This window comes from Paenibacillus sp. FW507-14B1B, from assembly GCF_058781425.1.
This window is the reverse complement of the sequence record NZ_JBYSWS010000002.1, coordinates 328,738-351,746: the sequence shown is the minus strand read 5'-3', so window position 1 is coordinate 351,746 and position 23,009 is coordinate 328,738. Positions and strand designations below refer to the sequence as shown.

General features: G+C 43.9%; 23 protein-coding genes. All 23 read left to right on the top strand.

Translation table 11 applies throughout. The annotated features are described in order from the left end of the window. Position 1: 1 nt before the first annotated feature. Positions 2-2,035, top strand: coding sequence for a flagellar biosynthesis protein FlhA (gene flhA, locus AC3WJJ_RS09740; RefSeq protein ID WP_492540107.1), 2,034 nt, complete (start codon positions 2-4; stop codon positions 2,033-2,035). Then, on the top strand, positions 2,032-3,465 hold the full coding sequence (gene flhF, locus AC3WJJ_RS09735; RefSeq protein WP_492540105.1) for a flagellar biosynthesis GTPase FlhF: 1,434 nt from the start codon (positions 2,032-2,034) through the stop codon (positions 3,463-3,465). The genes flhA and flhF overlap by 4 nt, the downstream gene beginning before the upstream one ends. Next, positions 3,462-4,346, top strand: coding sequence for a MinD/ParA family protein (locus AC3WJJ_RS09730; protein WP_492540103.1), 885 nt, complete (start codon positions 3,462-3,464; stop codon positions 4,344-4,346). Before flhF ends, AC3WJJ_RS09730 begins: the two co-directional genes overlap by 4 nt. A gap of 42 nt (positions 4,347-4,388) precedes the next feature. Continuing rightward, complete coding sequence (locus AC3WJJ_RS09725; RefSeq protein ID WP_492540101.1) at positions 4,389-5,798, top strand: protein-glutamate methylesterase/protein-glutamine glutaminase; 1,410 nt, start codon at positions 4,389-4,391, stop codon at positions 5,796-5,798. A 25-nt stretch (positions 5,799-5,823) separates the two neighbouring features. Beyond that, the gene (locus AC3WJJ_RS09720) at positions 5,824-7,911 is read left to right on the top strand and encodes a chemotaxis protein CheW (protein ID WP_492540099.1); all 2,088 of its coding nucleotides are present in this window, start codon (positions 5,824-5,826) and stop codon (positions 7,909-7,911) included. A gap of 60 nt (positions 7,912-7,971) precedes the next feature. Further along, entirely contained in the window at positions 7,972-8,433 is a 462-nt protein-coding gene (locus AC3WJJ_RS09715) for a chemotaxis protein CheW (protein WP_422657275.1), read from the top strand. A 4-nt stretch (positions 8,434-8,437) separates the two neighbouring features. After that, complete coding sequence (locus tag AC3WJJ_RS09710) at positions 8,438-9,064, top strand: chemotaxis protein CheC (RefSeq protein ID WP_492540097.1); 627 nt, start codon at positions 8,438-8,440, stop codon at positions 9,062-9,064. Continuing rightward, on the top strand, positions 9,057-9,554 hold the full coding sequence (locus AC3WJJ_RS09705) for a chemotaxis protein CheD (RefSeq protein WP_492540095.1): 498 nt from the start codon (positions 9,057-9,059) through the stop codon (positions 9,552-9,554). Before AC3WJJ_RS09710 ends, AC3WJJ_RS09705 begins: the two co-directional genes overlap by 8 nt. Before the next feature lie 2 nt (positions 9,555-9,556). Continuing rightward, positions 9,557-9,961, top strand: coding sequence for a hypothetical protein (locus AC3WJJ_RS09700; RefSeq protein ID WP_492540093.1), 405 nt, complete (start codon positions 9,557-9,559; stop codon positions 9,959-9,961). A gap of 15 nt (positions 9,962-9,976) precedes the next feature. Further along, a complete protein-coding gene (locus AC3WJJ_RS09695) occupies positions 9,977-10,765 on the top strand; it encodes a FliA/WhiG family RNA polymerase sigma factor (protein ID WP_422657271.1) in 789 nt (262 codons plus the stop codon). A 30-nt stretch (positions 10,766-10,795) separates the two neighbouring features. Then, positions 10,796-12,205: a flagellar assembly protein A gene (locus AC3WJJ_RS09690; RefSeq protein ID WP_492541989.1), complete on the top strand. Its 1,410-nt coding sequence runs from the start codon at positions 10,796-10,798 to the stop codon at positions 12,203-12,205. Positions 12,206-12,272: 67 nt separating this feature from the next. After that, positions 12,273-12,584: a hypothetical protein gene (locus tag AC3WJJ_RS09685; RefSeq protein ID WP_492540091.1), complete on the top strand. Its 312-nt coding sequence runs from the start codon at positions 12,273-12,275 to the stop codon at positions 12,582-12,584. Between the two features lie 32 nt (positions 12,585-12,616). Continuing rightward, entirely contained in the window at positions 12,617-13,162 is a 546-nt protein-coding gene (locus AC3WJJ_RS09680) for a hypothetical protein (protein ID WP_492540089.1), read from the top strand. After that, positions 13,159-13,764, top strand: a complete 606-nt coding sequence (locus AC3WJJ_RS09675; protein ID WP_492540087.1) for a hypothetical protein — start codon at positions 13,159-13,161, stop codon at positions 13,762-13,764. The genes AC3WJJ_RS09680 and AC3WJJ_RS09675 overlap by 4 nt, the downstream gene beginning before the upstream one ends. Before the next feature lie 241 nt (positions 13,765-14,005). Then, positions 14,006-14,704: a 30S ribosomal protein S2 gene (rpsB, locus tag AC3WJJ_RS09670; RefSeq protein WP_422657266.1), complete on the top strand. Its 699-nt coding sequence runs from the start codon at positions 14,006-14,008 to the stop codon at positions 14,702-14,704. 145 nt (positions 14,705-14,849) lie between these two features. Next, positions 14,850-15,500, top strand: coding sequence for a translation elongation factor Ts (gene tsf, locus AC3WJJ_RS09665; RefSeq protein ID WP_492540085.1), 651 nt, complete (start codon positions 14,850-14,852; stop codon positions 15,498-15,500). A 418-nt stretch (positions 15,501-15,918) separates the two neighbouring features. Next, positions 15,919-16,647, top strand: a complete 729-nt coding sequence (pyrH, locus tag AC3WJJ_RS09660) for a UMP kinase (RefSeq protein ID WP_208918882.1) — start codon at positions 15,919-15,921, stop codon at positions 16,645-16,647. Further along, complete coding sequence (gene frr / locus AC3WJJ_RS09655; RefSeq protein WP_422657264.1) at positions 16,647-17,201, top strand: ribosome recycling factor; 555 nt, start codon at positions 16,647-16,649, stop codon at positions 17,199-17,201. The genes pyrH and frr overlap by 1 nt, the downstream gene beginning before the upstream one ends. 68 nt (positions 17,202-17,269) lie before the next feature. Next, the gene (gene uppS, locus AC3WJJ_RS09650) at positions 17,270-18,037 is read left to right on the top strand and encodes an undecaprenyl pyrophosphate synthase (protein WP_492541987.1); all 768 of its coding nucleotides are present in this window, start codon (positions 17,270-17,272) and stop codon (positions 18,035-18,037) included. Positions 18,038-18,056: 19 nt separating this feature from the next. Beyond that, a complete protein-coding gene (locus AC3WJJ_RS09645) occupies positions 18,057-18,857 on the top strand; it encodes a phosphatidate cytidylyltransferase (RefSeq protein ID WP_492540082.1) in 801 nt (266 codons plus the stop codon). A gap of 19 nt (positions 18,858-18,876) precedes the next feature. Continuing rightward, the gene (locus tag AC3WJJ_RS09640) at positions 18,877-20,016 is read left to right on the top strand and encodes a 1-deoxy-D-xylulose-5-phosphate reductoisomerase (protein ID WP_492540080.1); all 1,140 of its coding nucleotides are present in this window, start codon (positions 18,877-18,879) and stop codon (positions 20,014-20,016) included. A 137-nt stretch (positions 20,017-20,153) separates the two neighbouring features. Beyond that, complete coding sequence (gene rseP, locus AC3WJJ_RS09635; RefSeq protein WP_422661495.1) at positions 20,154-21,422, top strand: RIP metalloprotease RseP; 1,269 nt, start codon at positions 20,154-20,156, stop codon at positions 21,420-21,422. A gap of 136 nt (positions 21,423-21,558) precedes the next feature. Further along, positions 21,559-23,007, top strand: a complete 1,449-nt coding sequence (proS, locus tag AC3WJJ_RS09630) for a proline--tRNA ligase (protein ID WP_492540079.1) — start codon at positions 21,559-21,561, stop codon at positions 23,005-23,007. Positions 23,008-23,009 lie beyond the last annotated feature (2 nt).

Genomic DNA, 23,009 nt, shown 5'->3' with positions numbered 1-23,009 from the left:
AGTGAAAATAAAAGAAATATCTGTACTAGCGGGTGTCATCGGTATTGTACTCATGATGATTCTTCCGATCCCTGTATGGCTATTGGATGTACTGCTTATTGTTAATATCTCACTTGCACTCATGATATTACTTGTGGCAATGAATACAAAGGAAGCGCTCGATTTTTCGATCTTCCCATCTCTATTGCTGATAACCACACTTTTTCGCTTGTCGCTCAATATCTCAACAACCAAACTTATTCTATCGCAAGGTAAAGCGGGTGAAGTTGTTGCTACTTTCGGAAGCTGGATTGCTGGTGGAGAAATCGCGATCGGGTTCATCGTGTTTCTCATTCTTGTAGTTGTTCAGTTTATCGTCATTACGAAAGGTTCTGAGCGTGTCGCAGAAGTAGCAGCAAGATTTACACTCGATGCAATGCCGGGTAAGCAGATGAGTATTGATGCTGATTTGAATGCCGGCATGATCAATGAAAATCAAGCTCGCGAACGCAGGCGTAAGGTTGAACGTGAAGCAGACTTTTACGGTGCAATGGATGGTGCGAGTAAGTTCGTTAAAGGTGATGCTATTGCATCAATCATTATCCTTTTGATTAACCTGATTGGCGGATTTATCATTGGTATTTCTATACATGGTATGCCTTTTGCTAAAGCGATGAGCACGTATTCAATACTGACAATTGGTGACGGTTTGGTGAGTCAGATTCCCGCACTTTTAATTTCCACAGCTGCTGGTCTTATTGTCACTCGTGCCTCATCTGAGGGTAATTTATCTGATGATTTGGCAGGGCAATTGTTCTCATATCCAAAATTGTTGTACATAGTTGCGGTTACCGTGACATTTCTAGGATTGTTTACCCCGATTCATTTCATAACAACCTTTCCTATTGCGGTGCTTCTCTTTATTGCTGCAAGACGAATGCAGAGTAATCTGGAGCGGAAGCAGGTGGAGGTTGAACAGATGGAAGAAGAACAACAGATTGAAGAAGTACGGAGTCCAGAAAGTGTTATCAATCTGTTGCAAGTAGATCCTATCGAGTTCGAATTTGGATACGGTCTGATTCCACTAGCAGATACACAACAAGGTGGTGACCTGCTTGACCGGATCATTATGATTCGTAGACAATGCGCACTTGAATTAGGTCTTGTGGTACCTGTTATTCGTATTCGCGACAATATTCAACTAAAACCGAACGAATATGTCATAAAAATTAAAGGGAATGCTGTCGGCGGTGGTGAATTATTATTAAATCACTATCTTGCTATGAGTCCAGGGTATGAGGATGATTCTGTAACAGGTATTGAAACGACAGAGCCAGCTTTTGGTCTTCCTGCACTTTGGATTGACGAGCCTGCTAAAGAGCGGGCAGAGCTTGCGGGATATACGGTAGTTGATCCGCCATCCGTGGTCGCTACCCATTTGACTGAACTGATTAAGAGACATGCTCATGAGTTGCTTGGAAGACAAGAAACGAAGACATTGGTCGACAATATTCGAGAAAGTTACCCTGTTCTGGTTGATGAGCTTATTCCGTCCGTACTTACAATTGGTGATGTGCAGAAAGTATTAGCTAAGCTCTTGAAGGAGAAGATCTCCATTCGAGATCTGGTTACTATTTTTGAAACACTAGCTGATTATGGACACTATTCTAAAGATCCCGATGTCCTTACGGAATATGTTAGACAATCACTGTCGCGCCAAATTACACAGCAATATGTGCAAGAAGGGGAAGCGATGCGAGTTATTACGGTGGGACCAGCTCTAGAGAAGAAGATCGCGGAAAGCGTACAACAGAGTGATCAGGGTAGTTATATCGCTATGGACCCAGTATCGACTCAAAATGTTTTCCAAAAGCTTAGCGAACAGGTGAATCGTTTGATTCAAATGGGTCAGCAGCCAGTCTTGTTAACCTCCCCTGCGATTCGGATGTATCTTCGTCAAGTTATTGAACGCAGCATGCAGGATATACCCGTGCTTTCGTACAGTGAACTTGAACCCAATGTCGAAATTCAAAGCGTCGGAGTGGTGAATTTATGAGAGTGAAACGATATATCGTTGACACGATGCCGGAAGCCATGCTGCATATTCGTAAAGAACTCGGTAGTGATGCGGTTATCTTAAGCTCGAAAGAGATTAAAGTTGGCGGAATTATGGGGCTATTCACCAAAAAGAAGATTGAAGTCATCGCAGCAGTGGATAAAGAAGAGAAATCAAAAGCGGACAAACAGGCTAGTACGGAAAAGACGAACACACCTTTCACTCCCATGCCAAGGAATATAGTACCTCAAGCCTATAAAAAGACCTCGAATTCTGTTTCTCAGGATCAGAATGGAACAGTAACTGAGGGGAATTCGAAACATTCAAAGCTGGAAGTAGAGAATTCGGAGGAGCTAGCCGATCGTGAGAGATCGGCAGTTGATCTAGTAGCGGCGATGGCTCAAACTGCGTCGGGTAAGTCAGATAACAGTCAACCTGAACATAATGAATTGTTCCATACGGACACTAATGAGCAGAGCAACAACGAGATTGCAACTTCCTCAGTAAAGTCTCAAGGGAAAGCAATCGTGAACCCTAATGCTCAGACTAGCTCCGAGCAAAAGCTGCTAGAAGAGCTTCGAGAGATGAAAGAGTGGATTGCTAAGTTATCACGTCAAAGTCAAGTCTCACAGGAGCTTCCTACAGTTTTGGAGTCTGTAAGAGAACAGTTTAGTAAACAGGGGTTATCAGATCTTCTATCGGAAAGATGGTTACTTCCTATAGCGGAGCAATGGAATGAAAGTGGAAAGACGTTAACAGATGAACAGCTAAGCAATGCTGTTTTAGAACAGATTGAGTCATTTTTAGATGGTCGCTTTGGTGGCGGTATAAAAAGAGATACTCGAATTGTATATGTTGCTGGTCCTACAGGGGTAGGAAAGACGACAACGATCGCTAAACTAGCAGCAGAACAGCTATTCAAGTATCAACGTAAAGTAGGTTTCATCACATCAGATACGTACCGAATTTCTGCCGTTGAGCAGCTTAGGACGTATGCTTCCATACTAAATGTCCCGCTCGAGGTGGTTCAGTCACCAGGGGATATGAGGCGGGCAATGCACCGTTTGGAAGCCTGCGATTTAATATTGATGGATACCGCAGGTCGCAACTACCGTAACGAGTTACTGGTAGCTGAATTACAGAGTCTATTAACAGAATCTGATTCTAGCGAAACCTATCTTGTTCTGAGTCTGACTTCAAAGAGTAGTGACATGGTTGAGATAACGAATCATTTCAGCAAGTTTGGTTTAGATAAGGTGATCTTAACGAAACTTGATGAAACCGGAAGCTATGGTTCATTATTTGATCTTCTGGATGCTTATCCACTTAAACTATCCTACATGACCAATGGTCAAAACGTGCCTGATGATCTTTTAATGCCGGATACTGTGATGTTATCCAAGATGTTGCTTGGAGAGCGCTGGATATGACGGATCAAGCTCAAGCGCTCAGGCAACTAGCTTCTACCAAATTTACAGATTCAACCAGATCGGCTTCGAGAGGTTCAGCTAAGATTATCACGGTATCCAGTGGTAAAGGGGGAGTTGGTAAGTCAAACTTCACACTGAATTTTGCCCTAGCACTTAAATCAATGGGAAAAAAAGTACTGGTATTTGATGCCGATATTGGAATGGCGAACATTGATGTGCTTATGGGAGTATCTTCGAGATTCAGTCTGTATCACCTGCTTCGTAAAGAAAAGAACATCGAAGATGTTATTCAATACGGGCCTGGAGATCTTCCGTACATAGCGGGTGGCTCCGGAATAGTAGATATGCTCTCTTTATCTGAGGAGGATTTGAATTTTTTCATCTCACAAATTGAACGTATATCATCTGAGATGGATTATATTCTGTTTGACACGGGTGCGGGGATCTCTAAAGAAAATATGAAATTTATTACTTCTGCAGATCACTGTTTCGTGGTCACTACACCTGAACCGACGTCTATTACAGATGCTTATGCATTAATTAAGGTCGTTCATGGGAGCTATCCTGAAGTTGATTTTAGCTTGGTAGTCAATAAAGCTGGGGATGAATCAGAAGCGAGACAAGCATCAGATAAGATCATTTTAACGGCAAACAGGTTTCTGAATTTAAATATAAAAATGTTAGGTTACGTAACGGATGATCCATTTGTTGTGAAATCCGTAAAGCGTCAGATTCCATTCTCAATTGCTTTTCCAACGTGTGATGCAACACGAGATGTAAAGCGATTAGCTCTTCGTTACCTGGCTGTTCCGGTACCCCCGGAATCAGGCCCCCTTACTGGAATCAAGGGATTCATGCAGCGGTGGCTTAAACGAACGTAATGATTCTTTTTTTTGACTATAAGGGAACAGAGGTGGACTTAGGTGAAGCCATTTCGTGTGCTGGTGGTAGATGATTCACCGTTTATGAGGAAGATATTCTCCGATCTAATTGAACGGGATCACCAGTTTCAAGTCGTAGGTACTGCAAGTAACGGCAAGGAAGCCGTTGAGAAAGTCAAAGAGCTGAGCCCTGATGTTATCACGATGGATGTAGAAATGCCTGAAATGAATGGTCTTGATGCACTAAAGTCCATTATGGAAGCAGAGAATCAAACAGTCATCATGTTGTCAGGCGTTAATGAGCAGGGGATGCGAGAAACAATTCTTGCACTGGAGTTTGGCGCTTTTGATTTCATACGTAAGCCTTCTATATTAAATGCACAGGACATAGAACAGGTTGGCAGGGAATTGCTCTGTCAGCTAGAAGCAGCAATGCAAGCCAAAGAGCGGAGGGCATTGTGGGAGGAAGAAGAGCAGAAACGTCAAGAGAAATCAAAAGCTAGTCGTCTTTCGCCAAGGCCTTCCGACCGATCAAGCTCGTTACGTGTGGACGAGCCGCTAAAGACCCCGATTCAAAGATCGGTGCGTAAAGATGTTTCAAGTATTCAACATATCCATAAGAAAAATGTAGAGCAACCTTCTCCTAAACCGCTGATACCGGATCGGCTGCTTGGCGATGAAAATCATAAAGATAACCAAATGATCCGTGGCACAGAACCGATATTTAAAGAGAGGGAAGCTTTGGCCCCAGTCATTAATAGTAGAAAAAGCGATATTCTTTCTCCTAATAAGATGGTTAGCCCAGATCGTAAGGAAAGTTTGGGAGTTAAGAGTGACACTGTTCAAGACCGTATCGTGCAGCGGAACTTTACTCAAATCGTAGCAGTAGGTTGCTCTACAGGCGGACCCAGAGCTTTGAAGGTTTTACTGGAGCAAATACCAGCGAATTTCCCAGCTCCGATTGTGATTGTTCAGCATATGCCACCAAACTTTACGAAATCGTTGGCTCAGCGACTGGATTCCTTTAGTGATCTGGATGTTATGGAAGCACAAGACGGAATGTTCTTACGCGCTGGGGCTGCTTATATCGCACCGGGTGGAAACCATATGACGATGTATTCTTCTGGGAATGGACAGTACCAGATTTCAATCCGTAAGGGTGATCCTTGTAATGGTCACCGCCCTTCGGTTGACGTGCTGTTTGAATCATTGTTACCACTCACTAATCTGAAACGCCATATTGTGTTGATGACGGGGATGGGAAGTGACGGTGCGAGAATGATGAAAGAACTTTACGACTCTGGAGTTACCTCAACTTTTGCTGAGAGTGAGCAGACTTGCGTTGTGTATGGAATGCCTCGTTCAGCCGTTGAATTAGGTTGTGTAAGCAATATACTACCACTGCAAAATATTGCAGGGGAATTGGTACAAGCAGTAAATCTCGGTAAGTGAAACTCATAGAGGGGGTATCTCGGAAGTGGACATGAATCAATATTTATCCATGTTTATTGATGAGTCGAATGATCATCTGCAGTCATTAAATGAAAATATGCTTCAATTGGAAAGCAGTCCGGATGACTTAAGTATAGTACAGGTGATCTTCCGTTCAGCTCATACCTTAAAAGGGATGGCAGCAACAATGGGATTTGAAGATCTGGCATCTCTGACACACCAAATGGAGAATGTGCTGGACCTGGTTCGGAATGAAAAGCTAAAAATGCAAGATTTTATTTTTGACACATTATTTAAAAGCTTAGATGCACTTGAATCCATGGTCCAAGATATTGTACAGGGTGGAGAAGGGAAGGCTGATGTTTCCTCTATTGTAGCTTCACTTCAAGCTATCGTACGTGGTGAAGGCGCAGTCGCTCCATCAGCAGAAGCTGCTTCAGCACAGCAACCAGACAGTGCTCCGGTTTATCCGGGTATTGAACTGGATGAATTTCAGTACTCGGTGCTTGATCAATCTATTGCAGAGGGTCATAAGGTACTCTATATCCAGGTAAAACTTCGGGAAGACTGCCAGCTTAAGGCAGTACGAGCCTATATGGTATTTGAACTGCTGGAAAGATCGGGTGAGATCGTTAAGACTTATCCAGATGTCCAGGAAATTGAGCAGGGAGAATTCGACCAAACGTTCTCGCTGTACTTTATTACCCAGAAAGATCCAGTTAATCTTGAAAGCCAAATTTTGAATATTTCAGAAATGGATACAGCAACAGTAACTAATTTGGATCATGAGTCATTGCAACAGATGGTTCAGCAGAGTGCGGCAACAGCCGAACCAGTTCAAAAAGAGAACGAGACAAGCTCTACAACGGCTGACACTAACGCAACAACTTCATCTAAAAATGAAGGAAGTGGTGCTCCTTCCCCAAGTAAAGCTCCATCCAAAAATACCGGCACAGCCGCGCCATCTCGAACAATCAGGGTGGACATTGAGCGTCTTGATGTATTGATGAACCTATTTAGTGAACTGTTGATCGACCGTGTGCGTCTGGAGCAGCTTGCCAATGAAGCCAAGAATCAGGAACTAACGGATACCGTTGAGCATATGAGCCGGGTTAGCAGTGACCTCCAGAATATCGTACTTAAATTACGGATGGTACCTGTGGATACTGTATTTAATCGATTTCCACGAATGGTGCGCGATCTTGCCAAATCCTTGGATAAGAAAATTGATCTTATCATCACAGGTGCTGAGACCGAACTTGATCGCACCGTGATTGATGAGATTGGGGATCCGTTGGTTCATCTAATTCGTAACTCTGTCGATCATGGTGTTGAGCCAATTGCTGATCGAGTTGCAGCTGGAAAGTCAGAGACGGGAACGGTTCATCTAAGAGCTTTCCACAGTGGAAATCATGTGTTTATTGAGATCGAAGACGATGGTCGCGGAATCATTCGGGAAAATATCATCAATAGTGCTATTAAAAAGGGCGTTGTAACTGAGGAACAAGCAGCTGCTCTGTCTGATGAAGAGGCTCATCAACTCTTGTTCGCAGCAGGATTTAGTACGGCTGAGAAAATATCCGATGTATCGGGTCGGGGAGTAGGCTTAGATGTAGTTAAATCAAAGATCAATTCCTTAGGTGGTAATGTCACAATATATTCAACGCCTGGTAAAGGGACGAACTTCTCAGTACAACTTCCACTAACGCTATCCATCATAGCTGCAATGCTTATAAAGATGGGCTCTGAGAAATATGCAATCCCACTGACATCGATCGTGGAAACGGGAATTATTAAACAAGCTCAGATTCGTACAGTTCACGGTACGCGTATGATTCCGTTCAGGGAAGCCCATATTCCGCTTATATCACTTAGCCGTGTGTTTGAAGTTCCAGATTTTGATGAATCGACTGAGGAAGAAACCGAAATTGTTGTTATTCGTAAAGGTGAGCGTTTAGCTGCTTTGGCTATTGACGATTTTATCGGTCAGAACGAGATCGTAATTAAAAACTTGGGTAAGTATCTACCTTCGATACAGGGTGTTTCCGGAGCTACCATTCTCGGAGATGGACAAGTGGCACTCATTATTGATCCCAATGCATTTATCAAGTAGCAGGAACTTAGCAACATATCAGCTAGGTAGTAGAGTGTGAAATTATAAGGAGGGTTTTAAATGGGAGAAGAATTAAAAGTAATCGTCTTTAAGCTCGGCAGTGAAGAGTATGGAATTGAAGTTGAAAAGGTTCAGACGATTGAGCGGCTTATGCCAATTACTCGTGTTCCCAAAACATATGCATTTATTAAAGGCGTTGTAAATCTTCGTGGTGTAGTCATTCCTGTAATTGATCTCCGTGGGCGTTTCGGTTTGCCAGAAGCTGAATATACCGATCAGACTCGAATCATCATTGTCTCCGTTAATGAAATGCAGGTTGGATTTATAGTGGATTCTGCTAGTGATGTTATCGATTTAAACAGCGACAGTATTGATACTCCACCAGAAGTTGTAGGTGGTGTGAAAGCGAAGTATCTCCGCGGTGTAGCTAAGATTGATGACGAGCGCCTGCTTGTTATGCTTAACCTGTCTGAGGTTCTAAACAAAAGTGAAATCATTCAACTTGAAGGTCTAGAGGAATAGTCTGGTGGATCTCTTCAAGTATGATAAAGACTTCAAAATGGACGTTCTCAAAGAAGTTGGCAATATAGGGGCGGGTAATGCCGCAACCGCCCTCTCCCAACTCTTGAATAAGCCGATTGATATGGCAGTACCAACCGTTCAACTCCTATCGTTTGAAGAGATAGCCGAAAGTGTTGGAGGAGCTGAACGAATCGTCATTGCAGTCTTCCTCCGAGTTGAGGGTGACGCACCGGGTAATCTCTTTTTTATCATGAGTCCTGAGGCCGGAAAGAAACTTCTTCAGCGATTGGCTGGAATTGAAGTGCTGCATGATGTTGAATTCTCAGAGATGGAGCAATCTGCACTGAATGAGATTGGAAACATCTTAGCAGGGTCTTATTTATCTTCGTTAGCTGATTTCACCAAGCTCTCGATGACACCGACTGTTCCAGGGCTGGCGATGGATATGGCAGGTGCGATATTAAGCTATGGCCTTCTCCAGTTTGGCGAGATGGGCGATGATGCTTTGCTAATCAATACCACGTTCTTGGAAGGGCATTATGAAGTGGAGGGACAGTTTTTCTTAATACCTGATCCTCAGTCATTTGCTCAAATATTCGAAGCTTTGGGAGTGCCTCTAGAGAATGATTGACGAACAAAGTGTAGTAAAAGTGGCAATGGCGGATTTGAACGTTGTGGGTCCGAGTGGATGCATTCGCACAACAGGTTTGGGCTCTTGCGTGGGGTTGACTTTATATGATCCACTGCTAAAGATTGGAGGCCTTGCGCATGTGATGCTTCCCACATCTTCCATTGCCAGAGAAGGCCAAGTGAATTTGGCTAAGTATGCAGATACGGCCCTTCCATTTCTTTTAACTAAGCTCAAGGATATGGGGGCTTCGCAAGGAAGGTTAGTCGCAAAGATGGCTGGTGGCGCGCAGATGTTTGCTTTTGCTGGTGCAGGTGACAGCATGAGGATTGGACCTCGGAATGTGGAGTCTTGTAAAGATATATTGGAACAGCTACGGATTCCACTGATTGGGGAAGATACCGGAGGAAATTACGGAAGAACGGTTGAATTGAACTGCTCAACGGGTATATTTACCATACGTAGTGTACAAAAGGGTATAAAGGAATTGTAGCCATGATAGGAAATATACGATTTAATTTGTTAGCTGGATTAGCCGGATTTGTATTTACGTTTCTATTCACTTTACGAAACAATCTGTGGATGACAAGTTTAAATAGGGCTTTAATAGCATTTGTAATATGGTTTGCATTAGCGTACCTGCTCAGATGGGTCTTCACTCTAGCATTTAAACCTACTGAAGGGTTTGATACTTCTGACGAGGCCGCTATTGGGCAGCTAGGAAATAGACTTGATATGACAACACCGGATGAAGATAAAGAACTCATGAGTCTTATTAAACCGGAACCAGAGCAGAATCAAGAGGGTAAGGGGTTTGTCCCATTAAATCCTCCGAAATTGGTTTCAACTAAGGATCCCGAAGAACTGGCCAAGGCCGTTCGTCACCTGACAGAAAAATAAGGATGGTGAAGGCAATTGGACGAGCGCAAAGCTTCTCCCCTCAACCATATGGATTTATGGGAAGCATGGAAGGAAGATGGAGATCAAGAAGCAAAGAAGAAGCTAATCGAGTACCATTTACACATCGTTGACTATGTTTCAAGCCGATTGGCAATCGGGCTACCCCGTAACGTTTCTAAAGGCGATTTAGCAAGTAATGGGGTTATGGGCCTGATTGATGCCATTGAGAAGTTTGACTATAAACGTGGACTCCAGTTTGAAACTTACGCATCGTGGCGTGTTCGAGGTGCCATACTGGATTCACTCCGTCAAGGAGACTGGGTCCCTCGTTCTGTTCGTGAGAAAGCAAAAAAGATCGAATCAGCCTATCAACAGCTGGAGCAGAAGTATCTCAGAACTGTTAGTGATTCCGAAATGAGCGATTATCTTGAAGTTTCTGAAAAGGAGTTTAGACATATGCTGCAGGAAGTTGCAGTAATGACTCTAAGCTCGTTAGAAGATCCTATTCGTGAAGAAGAGTCAGAGACTCGAATGAACCTTTTGGTAGACGAAAAAGCAAAAAATCCAGATCATAAAGTGCATGAATTTTATTTGCACGAGTCCCTAGTGAAAGGGATTGGAAAGTTGACGGAAAAAGAAAGAACAGTTGTCTCCTTACTGTACTACGAAGATCTATCGCTTAGTGAAATCGCCGAGGTCATGTCGTTGTCTCCATCTAGAATATCGCAGCTTCATTCCAAAGCGATTCTAAGGCTAAGAGGCACGCTTGACAAGGATCGGGATTTGTTAATGCAGAACGATTGACGCTTGCCAATATGGAAGGGGGTTCACGGATTGTCTGTTGATTATGCGCTTGATAAATACTTTAATGTCACGTTTTCGGATGATAAGACAGTAGCCTATGTGCAGATGTCTGATTGGGATGAGGGTTTTACATGTAGTATCGAAGCCCTTGAACAATTTCTCCGAGGCCACCAAATCCGCTACGGGCTTCAGCACGACACATTAGGTCGTATTGTCAGTCATTCCGAAGAATATCAATATAGTAGAGCTCCCGTAGCGATCGGGACTGAGCCTGTACACGGGGAGAATGGTCGGATTGAGTTAAGGGTTGAAATGGGAGATCAGGAACACTTGCGTCCACTCGAAACGGTTGATGGTAAAGTGGATTATAAGGAAATAACGCGTCTTAATAATGTTAAAAAAGGCCAACTGATCGCAGCTCGTATTCCGGCGAAACCAGGGGTTCCTGGAACAGCAGTTACCGGCGATGAGATTCCATTCAAACCTGGTAAAGAAGCACAATTTAAGATCGGTAAGAACGTCGTCATCAATCCAGAAAAAACAGCTATGTATGCTGCTATAGATGGACTTTTAACGAAGACCGAAAAAGGTAAAATCAACGTATTTCCCGTATATGAAATTAATGGCGACGTTGATTACAGCGTAGGCAATATCGACTTTGTAGGAACTGTTGTCATACGAGGGAATGTATTGTCAGGGTTCAGAATTAAAGCGGCGGGAGATATTCGTGTTACAGGTTTCGTCGAAGGAGCTGAGCTTGAAGCAGAAGGTTCAATCGATATTTCAGGTGGCATTATCGGATATAACAAGGGATATGTTAAGGCTGGACAAAATGTGAAAAGTACATTTGTGCAGGATGGCAATGTCATTGCAGGAGCCGATATCACAATTAGCCAAAGTATTATGCACTCCAATATTCGAGCTGGTCAGAATGTTATCTGTAATGGAACAAAGGGGCTTATTGTGGGTGGAGTTGTTCAAGCTGGTGAAAAAGTCATTGCTCGTACGATTGGGAACACGATGTCAACAGCAACTGTTATTGAAGTCGGTGTTCTGCCGGAACTACGCAATGAGCTTGCTGAACTTCGAGCTCAGTTGAAGCAACAGGTTGATAGTATGGATAAAACGGATAAAGCGCTATATTTACTGAATCAATTAGCTGCGTCCGGTCAACTTTCGCCAGACAAGTTAGCTCTTCGTGTTAAGCTGAATGTAACCAAAAAGTCTAATATGGCAGAACAGGCTGAAATCAAAGACAGGATGCTTGAGATCGAGCGAATGCTTGAGGACACCGCCATTGCGAAGGTGGATATTGTTAAGACGATCTATGGCGGGGCCAAAATTGTCATTGGACGCTATACACGGTTTATAAAGGATCCGACTCAGCGGGTTTCTTTTTATTATCATGAAGGTGATATTAGTATGGTTCCTTTGGTTTAGTGCAGGAATAGGATCTTATATGAGATGCCAAGTGAGGGTTAATCATTAAGGGACGAGGTGATTCCGCTTGAGTTTGAAATCAGTAGAGATGCAGATCGCGGTTCCGAGAACGAGCGAGGCAGGGAAGATTCAACAAGAGAACCATCAGCGCCCAACCCAGGACCAGACATTGTTAGCCGGAGAACAAATGAAACAAAGCCGCCAGGCGGCACAGCGTAGTACAGAGGTCAGCGAAACAGCTGAATCTGCAATTCGTGAAGATGGAAGCAGGCAAACACCCGAACAAGGTGGAGATTCTTCTTCCGATTCCAAGGAGCAAGTCGCAGAACAACCTGCAGAGCATCCTTACAAAGGACGCATATTGGACATTTCACTATAAAGTAAATTATTGGCACAAAGGAGTTAATCGTTTTGGACTCATGGATTTATATCGTACTCCTGGGCATTGGAGCTGTCCTTTATGCTCTTATGCTGCCTAAACGCCGTGAAGAGACAGTTAATAATGAACAGATCGTCAAAGAGATAGAAACCACCTTAGAGCAGTATATGGGTGAAATTCAGCTTGAAAATGAACAACTACTCCAATTAGTCGGTCAGATGAAGCAAGAGCATTCTGCTAAGCAAGATTCTCAGCAAGAGCAGATTCATGAAATGCGTCAACGACTGCTAGTTGTCGAACAGCAGCTTTCTACCACTGACACAAAGCTAAATACGGTAGAGAGTATGATGTCATCAGGAAACAGAGCCGTTATAGCAGATAACGAGGCAGCATCTACAATAACTGAAATAGAGAAGCCTAATCCCTCTCCTGAAAATACAATTAAGCGACGCTACACCGCACTTTTTGAAATGTATGAAGCGGGTAAGTCCATGGATATGATTGCTAAGTCTACGGGTATGCAGCGTGGAGAGGTGCAGTTAATCATTCAGTTAGCGAAACAGGAGGAAACCCCGTGATCAAGAACCGTGTATTTATGATGGGTCTTGGCATTGGCCTCGTCCTTGGAGCCGTATTACTTCAGCTCAGCATTATGGGTGAACGCAGTATGTCTTCTACTGAGCCACAGGAGAAGCAATGGACTAAAGAAGAGATTGAACAAGGGGCAAAATCACTCAACCTAACTATAGTCGATGAAGCAGATCCGCTGATGACAGAAGACCAATGGAAAGAGAAGATGAAGCAAGATAGCGGGAAATTAAATGGGACATCTGTAGTACCACCCTCAAAGGTAACGGATGCGCAGAATCCAGATTCGCCCAACACACCTGAGAAACCAGATCATAACAAGAACAATACGAATACTCCTACTGTTAAAGAACCTTCATCTCCTAAAGAAGCTACAATTCGCTATGTTATTACGAAGGGAAGCAATCTTAGCCATGTAGCTGAAGGCCTGAAGCGAGCGGGTGTTATTACCGATAAAGTATCTTTTATAAAAGCAGCTTCAGCAAAAAAGATAAATTCTCAAATTCAGACGGGTACATACACGTTTACGGCTGGAGAGAGTTTTCAATCGATAATTAAAAAAATTTCTGAAAAGCCGTCCGGCAACCGTTAAGAGGTTCCGAGCGGTTTTTTTAGGTTCTATTAGAATAATGATTCATCTTAGGTATAAACAGGAGAAATGTGCATTTAAGCACATAAAATAATTGCATAAGCCTTTTAACTGTGATATATTAATTGACGGTGTTAAAACACACGCTAAGAGATTTCGTTGGGGGTGCTTCCTTATGGGAGTCTTAACGAGAAATGACCTTGGCGGAGGGCACACAAAAACCAAACTTAGGAGGTGTGTGAAGATGGCAGTAATCTCCATGAAGCAGCTTTTGGAAGCTGGGGTACACTTCGGTCACCAGACTCGTCGTTGGAACCCAAAAATGGACAGATATATCTTCACTGAAAGAAACGGAATTTACATTATTGACCTACAAAAAACGGTTAAAAAGGTAGAGGAAGCTTACAACTTTGTTAAGAGTGTTGCTGGCGAGAACGGAACAATCCTTTTCGTCGGAACAAAGAAACAAGCTCAAGATTCCGTGAAAGAAGAAGCAGAACGTTGTGGTATGTACTACATCAACCAACGTTGGCTCGGCGGAACGCTGACTAACTTCGAAACAATCCAAAAACGTATTAATCGTTTGAAAGAACTGGAGAAGTGGGAAGAAGACGGCACGTTCGAAGTATTGCCTAAGAAAGAAGTTATCCTTCTCCGCAAAGAGAAAGATCGTCTTGAGAAATTCCTTGGCGGTATTAAGAACATGAAGGGTCTTCCAAGCGCTTTGTTCATCATCGACCCTCGTAAAGAGCGTATCGCAGTTGCAGAAGCTCGCAAATTGGGTATCCCAATTGTAGGTATCGTAGATACTAACTGTGATCCAGACGAAATCGACTATGTTATCCCAGGTAACGATGACGCGATCCGCGCTGTTAAGTTGCTGACAGGTAAAATGGCTGATGCCGTTGTAGAAGCTCACCAAGGTGAAGAAACTACAGCCTAATATAGGTTGGACGTATAAAGATTGAATTAAATGAAAAGGGTGGTTGGTAGGTGGATAACCTCTCACTGCCCTTTTTTTAAGGTCAGAATGTGAAAAATGCTGAGAAACAGCATTAATATGCTAATTATAACTGGAGGGAATATCAATGGCAGTATCAGCTAGTGCGGTAAAAGAACTTCGTGAAAGAACAGGCGCAGGTATGCTTGATTGTAAAAAAGCGCTTGACGAAACAAATGGTGATATCGACAAAGCGATCGCGCTTCTTCGTGAAAAAGGTTTGTCTGCAGCTGCTAACAAAGCTGGACGTATTGCAACTGAAGGTGTAGTAGAATCTTACATCCACGGTGGCGGTCGTATCGGTGTTCTTGTTGAAATCAACTGCGAAACTGACTTCGTTGGTAAAACAGATCAATTTAAAGAGTTTGCACGTGACATCGCTATGCATATCGCTGCTGCAAGCCCGAAATATGTTCGTCGTGAAGAAGTTCCTGCGGATGAGCTAGAGAAAGAGAAAGAAATTTTGAAAGCTCAAGCTCTGAATGAAGGTAAGCCTGAGAAAATCGTTGAGAAAATGGTTGAAGGCCGCATTAACAAATACTATGAAGAATACTGCCTGCTTGATCAATCTTTCGTTAAAGATCCAGACAAAACGATCAACACGCTTCTTAACGAAAAAATCAGCACGATCGGTGAGAATATCTCCATCCGTCGTTTTGTACGTTATGAGCTTGGTGAAGGTCTTGAGAAGAAAGTTGACAACTTCGTAGAAGAAGTTATGTCTCAGGTGAATAAATAAGCCATTTAGGCTAAATATAGCTTTTAAAAAAGAGTGGAACACTTTGTGTTCCTTCTTTTTTAAAAATGTAAGAAAGTATAATCTTCGTGTTATACTTGGCTTATATTCCCGCGGAAACGATCCTCATCCTTTTAAATAAGGATGAGAGAAGCGTTTCTACTTGAAGTGCATCGATATATTTGGTTTTCTTATAAGATAAGAAAGTGTAAAAATTCGGAGTAAAGACGATCCTTATCTTGAAGGAACAACTTCATCTAAAGGCGGTCTGCTACCTGAAGATGTGTCGATAGACGTTTCCCCGCGAAACGGAGTTTTTACCCGATTTTTATGTGCCGTCAAGCAGTGTTTTGCGTCTGTCTGTCGTTTTTCAAACGGGCGTCTTTTCGAAAGGCGCCGTCTTAAAGTGGAGGGTTAACATTTGGAACAGCCTGTATTTAAACGAGTTATTTTGAAGGTCAGTGGGGAATCCCTATCCGGCCAAAATGGTTATGGTATTGATGCGGAGACGATTACATCCATCGCAGAACAGGTGCAAGAAGTTGTTGCACTCGGCGTAGAAGTAGCGATTGTATGTGGTGGTGGTAATATTTGGCGTGGTATCGCTGGAAGCGCGAACGGTATCGATCGTGCGACTGCCGATTACATGGGGATGCTTGCAACCGTGATGAACTCACTGGCACTGCAAGATGCATTGGAACAAATCGGTGTGCCTACACGGGTACAAACATCGATCTCCATGCAGCAAATTGCTGAACCTTACATCCGCCGTAGAGCGATCCGTCATCTGGAAAAAGGCCGTGTTGTTATCTTTGCCGCTGGCACAGGTAACCCATACTTCTCTACCGATACTACGGCTGCTCTGAGAGCTGCTGAGATCGAAGCTGAAGTGATTTTGATGGCTAAGAATAAAGTGGATGGTGTTTATTCCGCAGATCCGTTTAAGGATGAAACAGCTGAGAAGTACGAACAGCTTACTTACCTTGATGTGTTGAATAAAAACCTGGGTGTAATGGACTCTACAGCTTCTTCGTTGTGCATGGACAATAACATTCCGCTTATTGTATTCGCCATTACGGAGCAAGGTAATATTAAGCGTGTCGTTCTAGGTGAAAAGATTGGAACGATCGTTAAAGGGAGTGTAGACTAATGCCACAAACGGTGAAAAAGAATGCAGAAGAACGCATGGAAAAAGCGATCCTGTCATTGAAACGCGATCTCGCGACGTTGCGTGCCGGCCGGGCAAGTTCATCTCTGCTCGACCGTATTCAAGTAGAATATTACGGAGCTCCAACTCCGGTTAATCAGCTTGCTAATATTACTACACCGGATTCCCGTACGCTTATGATTCAGCCGTGGGATAAATCCTCGCTCGGTGATATTGAGAAAGCGATCATGAAATCTGATCTTGGATTAACACCAGCGAATGATGGTAATCAAATTCGCTTGTCAATTCCTGCTCTTACGGAAGAGCGTAGAACTGACCTTGTGAAAATGACGAAGAAATTCGGTGAAGAAGCGAAGGTAGCCATCCGTAACATTCGCCGTGATGCCAATGACGACATTAAGAAGTTGGAGAAAACTGATATTTCCGAGGACGAGTCCCGGAGACATCAGGAAGATATCCAGAAGGCTACGGATAAATATACTGCCGAAGTCGACAAAGTGCTCGTTGCAAAAGAAAAAGAGATTATGGAAGTATAGAGACTTCGGCCCCTCCGGTTAGGTGGGGTTTGTCTCTTTTTTGCAGAAAGATGCCTGGAGGAAATGGAATGATCAAACGGGTTCGATCGTGGTTGAATCAGGAGGACAGTCAGCAGGCGCTCCGGCTCTCTCCCGACAACATCCCTCAGCATGTGGCCATCATAATGGACGGCAACGGCCGCTGGGCCAAGAAGCGCGGATTACCGCGGATTCTAGGACACCAGAATGGCATGAAGGCAGTCAAAAGGACCGCAATTGCAGCGGATGATTTGGGGATCAAAATATTGACGATGTATGCTTTTTCAACGGAAAACTGGAAGCGTCCCAAGGATGAGGTCGATTTCCTGATGAAGCTTCCGCAAGAGTTTCTAGCGCTAGAGTTGGAAGAACTGATTGAGAAAAATGTTCGGGTCACTATGATGGGTTATCCGGAGGATCTTCCCTCGCATACGCTGGAGGCTATGAAAGAAGCTGTTGCAAGGACGGCGAATAATGATGGGCTTGTTTTGAATTTTGCGTTGAATTACGGCAGCCGCAAGGAGATCACCGAATGTGTCAAAGCGCTTGGGCGGGACATAAGCGAGGGGACCCTTCGGCCTGAGGATATTACCGAAGAACTAATTGGCAAACAGCTTCTTTCAGGTGATTTGCCGGATCCGGATTTATTAATCCGAACAAGCGGTGAACTGCGTCTCAGCAACTTTATGTTGTGGCAGCTCGCATACAGCGAAATGTGGTTTACCGAGACTTTATGGCCTGAATTCACCAATGAACATCTGGTGGAGGCTGTAGCTGAATATCAACGCAGAACACGGCGCTACGGCGGCCTAACGTAGTTATGGAGGATAGGACGTTATGAAACAGCGTTTGATTACCGGAATTATAGCGGGAGCTGTCTTTTTAGGATTATGTTTCATGGGCGGTCTTTGGTATCATCTTCTCGTTTTAGCTATGTCCCTGATCGGTTTTTATGAATTCGCTAGAATGACAAAAATTGCACCTTTCGGTGGGACGGCGGCGATAGGTTATCTGGGTGTACTTATGTTTGTCTTTCCATGGAATTTGTTAGATATAACGTTCCCGTTCTCGTGGGAGCATGGAATCTGGCTTGTGATGCTACTCTTTTTATTCGTTACGGTATTCAGCAAGAACAAGACTCCAATTGGGCAAGTCTCACTATTGTTTCTTGCGTCGATCTACATCGGAATGGGCTTTATGTATATTGCTGAATCGAGAAGCACACCTGATGGACATGGTCTGTTTTGGACGTTCTTGCTTCTGGCATCGATATGGGCAAGTGACGCAGGTGCCTACTTTGTAGGTCGTAAGCTGGGTCGCACCAAGCTCTGGCCAGCAATCAGTCCGAACAAAACTGTGGAAGGTGCTGTTGGGGGCGTGATCATTGCAGTTCTTACTGCGATGATCTTTGCCCTCTTATCGAATGGGCTGCTTCCTTACAGCAACGCCCTGTTAATCGGGATTGCTTGTGCGGTCATTGGACAGCTTGGAGATCTCGTGCAGTCGGCTTATAAGCGGGTATACGGCATTAAAGATTCGGGTAGTCTTTTGCCTGGTCATGGCGGGATTTTGGATCGCTGCGACAGCTGGATTGTTGTATTCCCATTTGTACATATATTAAGTCTTCTGCCTTACTGATGAAAGGGAAGGTGCAGGAATGAAAAAAATTAGTGTGCTAGGTTCTACCGGCTCCATTGGAACCCAGACATTAGATGTTGTGTCAAAATATCGTGACTCCTTTCAAATCGAGGGTTTAGCAGCAGGTAGTAACGTGGATTTGCTGACACAACAAGTGAAGGAATTTAATCCGAAAAAGGTATCTGTTGCTACGAAAGAACTGGCGGATCGCATTCGTCCAGATCTTCCTGCAGGTACACAGCTTTATTATGGCCAAGAGGGCTTGATTGAGGTCGCAGCAGGCACGGAAGCCGATTTTGTCGTTACCGCAGTCGTCGGAAGTATGGGGTTACCATCAACCTTAGCGGCCATCAAAGCGGGTAAATCGATTGGTTTAGCGAATAAAGAGACACTAGTAACCGCTGGGCATCTCGTTATGGACTTAGCCAAGGCTCAGGGTGTTGACATTATTCCTATCGATAGTGAGCACTCCGCGATTTTTCAATGCTTGAACGGAGAGCGTCGGGTGGATGTTGATTTTATAACTTTGACTGCATCGGGTGGATCATTTCGAGATCTCACACGTGAACAACTAAAAAATGTAACGGTTGAAGATGCTTTAAAACATCCAAACTGGTCTATGGGTGCCAAGATTACCATTGATTCGGCAACAATGGTTAATAAAGGCTTGGAAGTTATTGAAGCTCACTGGTTGTTCGGACTTCCTTATGAACAGATACAAGTGCTGCTTCATCCAGAGAGCATTATTCACTCTTTTGTACAATATCGTGATTCCAGTATCATCGCACAACTTGGAAACCCAGATATGAGAGTGCCAATTCAGTATGCTCTTACATTTCCTGAACGCTGGCCCTCTCCATCCAAAGGCTTGTCTTTAGCGGAAGCTGGGAAACTTCAATTCCGAGAAATGGATTTTGACCGGTTCCCTTGTTTAAGACTTGCTTATGAATGTGGTAAAATGGGTGGAACGGCAACAACGGTATTTAATGCCGCCAATGAAATTGCGGTTTCCCGTTTTCTGCGTGGAGAAATTTCTTTCTTGCAGATTGAGGATATCATCGAAGGCGTGCTTAACAAGCACCAAAACACACCTGAACCGGCTTTGGAGGCTATTGAAGAAAGTGACACCTTGGCTCGTGAATTAGCAGCGCAGCTATAGGAATCTAAAGCTATTTCGAAAATTCTCCCTGAAAAAAGCTGACAACATGTGATTCTCTTGTGGTCAATAAGAGAATAATGATAATCTATAGGGACATACTGCGTTCTCAGAGGAAAAGGGGGATGTCAATATTGGAAATGGTGCAGGTTGTTTTTTTAACGGTGCTCATGTTTTTTGTAATCGTAACGGTGCATGAATGGGGGCACTACTATTTCGCCAAGCGAGCTGGGATTTTAGTTCGTGAATTCGCGATCGGTTTCGGTCCGAAACTGTTCTCTTATAAGCGTAACGAAACTCAATTCACATTGCGGCTTCTTCCATTTGGTGGATATGCCCGAATGGCTGGTGAAGACCCTGAATTGGTTGAAATTCAGCCTGGGCAGACCATTGCCGTTAGGGTGAATAGTGACAATCAGGTGAAGCGAATCTATCTAGATCAGCTTGATAATCGCAAGAATGTAATTCGGGGCGAGGTTCAGTTTATCGATCTGGAGGAGCGTTTATCCCTTCGTCTAGATGTGGATGGAGAATTTCAACAGTACGAGGTTCACCCTCAGGCGCTGATGGTGACCAAGGGAGTCGAAACACAAATCGCTCCTAAAAATCGTCAGTTTGGAAGTAAAACGGTTGGACAGCGGGCGCTTGCTATTTTTGCCGGACCAGTGATGAACTTTATATTGGCTTTTATATTGTTCGCACTTCATATTCAAATGGCGGGAATTCCGGTCGAGAATCCAACTTACGTACAGATTGGTAAGATTACGGAGAACATGCCTGCAGCTGAAGCTAACCTTCGTGAAGGAGACATCATTGAAACTGTCAATGGTACCGCAATCGGTGCAGATTACAAAAAAATGATTGATCTCATCTCCGATTCAAAGGACAAGCCGATGGATTGGACCGTACGCCGCGGTGACCAAGTATTTAATGTGACGCTAACCCCTCGTTCTATGGAGGGGCAGGAAGGCGGTAAGGTCGGGATTGTTCCTGAACTTCCAACTCGTTCGGCAGGACTTGGTGAGACCATTACAGGCTCCGGAAAAGCGATGGTGGATACAACCAACATCATTTTCCAAGGATTCAGCCAGCTCATTCAGCAATTCTCGATGGATGACTTGGGAGGACCAGTTCGGACGTTTGAAGTGACAGGGCAGATCGCGAAGCAAGGTATCGTTCAGCTGACCTATTGGGCAGCGATACTGAGCTTGTATCTGGGTATCTTTAACCTGTTGCCTGTGCCTGCGCTAGATGGAAGTCGTCTTGTGTTCCTAGGCGTGGAAGCACTTCGTGGCAAGCCAATCGATCCTAATCGTGAAGGTATGGTGCATTTCATTGGGTTTGCTATGCTATTCCTATTGATGATCGCTGTAACCTATAACGATATACTGCGATTAATTAACGGTTAACGATTAATTTACGGCTCGGTGCGCCAGCCGCACTGAGCCGTAAATTTTTTTGACTATTTTTATTATTAAAGTATCTAATAATAGCTTGTTAAAGCTACATAATTGACGCTTTTCATATGGGAGGACAAATATTCTTATGTCTAAGGATAAACAATTCGTGACTGAAATTACACCGCAAGGAGAGGACTTTTCGCGTTGGTATATTGATGTCATCAAAAAAGCAGATTTGATGGATTACTCACCAGTTCGGGGCTGTATCGTATTTAAGCCGGACGGTTTTGAAATTTGGGAACATATCAAGGATGAGCTAGATCGTCGCTTTAAAGAGACGGGCCACCGTAACGCTTATTTCCCACTCTTTATTCCAGAGAGCTTTTTCCAGAAAGAGAAAGAACACGTGGAAGGCTTTAACCCAGAGCTGCCTTGGGTAACAGAAGCTGCCGGCGAGAAGCTCGAAGAGCGTCTTGCGATTCGACCAACTTCCGAGACGATGATTGGACATATGTACTCGAAGTGGATTCAATCTTATCGTGATCTCCCTGTACTAATCAATCAATGGGCTAACGTTGTTCGCTGGGAGAAACGTACACTTCCATTCTTGCGGACAAGTGAATTCCTATGGCAAGAAGGTCACACTGCGCATGAGACGGAAGAAGAAGCACGTCAAGAAACAATGCAGATGCTGGATATCTATTGTGATTTTGTAGAGAATTACTTAGCTATTCCGGTTATTAAAGGTCAGAAGACACCGTCAGAGAAATTTGCGGGTGCAGTAGATACGTATTCCATCGAAGCTATGATGAAAGACGGAAGAGCTGTACAAGCTGGTACTTCCCATTACATGGGCACTAATTTCTCCAAGGCCTTTGATATTGAATATCTGAATCGTGACAATACACTGGAGTATGCACACACTACATCTTGGGGTGTAAGTACACGTCTCATTGGATCATTAATTATGGTACACGGAGATGATCGCGGATTGGTATTGCCACCGAAAGTTGCTCCAACACAAGTAATTATGGTTCCTATTGGACCTCCGAAGACATGGGAGGCCGTTGTAGGTCGCACAGATGAGCTCTTCAAAGAACTGAAATCAGCAGGAGTTCGTGTCCGTGTAGACGACAACACAAGTGTTCGTCCAGGTTGGAAGTTTAACGAATATGAAATGCGTGGTGTACCTGTACGCCTTGAAATCGGACCTCGTGATATGGAGAATGGCGTTTGTGTGCTCGTATCTCGCATCACCGGAGAGAAGAAAGTAATTGAGCAAGCGAACCTGGTTGAAGAAGTAAAATCAATGCTGGATCAGGTGCATGAAGAAATGTTTAACCGCGCTAAAGCATTCCGCGAAGATCATTTCTATTCCGTAGATACACTGGATGAAATGAAAGAAAGCATGGAAGAAAAGCGCGGCTTTACACTAGCTGGCTGGTGTGGATCTGGTGCATGTGAGGATACAGTGAAGCAGGAAACAGGGGCTACAAGCCGAAATATTCCATTTGAGCCAGGTGAGCATAAGAAGACTTGCCTAGTATGTGGAGAAGAGGCAAATCATACCGTACTGTTCGCAAGAGCTTACTAATA

Coding starts and splice junctions, on each gene's coding strand:
- flhF (WP_492540105.1), top strand. CDS start 2,032: ATGAGAGTGAAACGATATATCGTTGACACGATGCCGGAAGCCATGCTG.
- AC3WJJ_RS09730 (WP_492540103.1), top strand. CDS start 3,462: ATGACGGATCAAGCTCAAGCGCTCAGGCAACTAGCTTCTACCAAATTT.
- AC3WJJ_RS09715 (WP_422657275.1), top strand. CDS start 7,972: ATGGGAGAAGAATTAAAAGTAATCGTCTTTAAGCTCGGCAGTGAAGAG.
- AC3WJJ_RS09705 (WP_492540095.1), top strand. CDS start 9,057: ATGATTGACGAACAAAGTGTAGTAAAAGTGGCAATGGCGGATTTGAAC.
- AC3WJJ_RS09700 (WP_492540093.1), top strand. CDS start 9,557: ATGATAGGAAATATACGATTTAATTTGTTAGCTGGATTAGCCGGATTT.
- rpsB (WP_422657266.1), top strand. CDS start 14,006: ATGGCAGTAATCTCCATGAAGCAGCTTTTGGAAGCTGGGGTACACTTC.
- tsf (WP_492540085.1), top strand. CDS start 14,850: ATGGCAGTATCAGCTAGTGCGGTAAAAGAACTTCGTGAAAGAACAGGC.
- frr (WP_422657264.1), top strand. CDS start 16,647: ATGCCACAAACGGTGAAAAAGAATGCAGAAGAACGCATGGAAAAAGCG.
- uppS (WP_492541987.1), top strand. CDS start 17,270: ATGATCAAACGGGTTCGATCGTGGTTGAATCAGGAGGACAGTCAGCAG.
- AC3WJJ_RS09645 (WP_492540082.1), top strand. CDS start 18,057: ATGAAACAGCGTTTGATTACCGGAATTATAGCGGGAGCTGTCTTTTTA.
- AC3WJJ_RS09640 (WP_492540080.1), top strand. CDS start 18,877: ATGAAAAAAATTAGTGTGCTAGGTTCTACCGGCTCCATTGGAACCCAG.
- rseP (WP_422661495.1), top strand. CDS start 20,154: ATGGTGCAGGTTGTTTTTTTAACGGTGCTCATGTTTTTTGTAATCGTA.
- proS (WP_492540079.1), top strand. CDS start 21,559: ATGTCTAAGGATAAACAATTCGTGACTGAAATTACACCGCAAGGAGAG.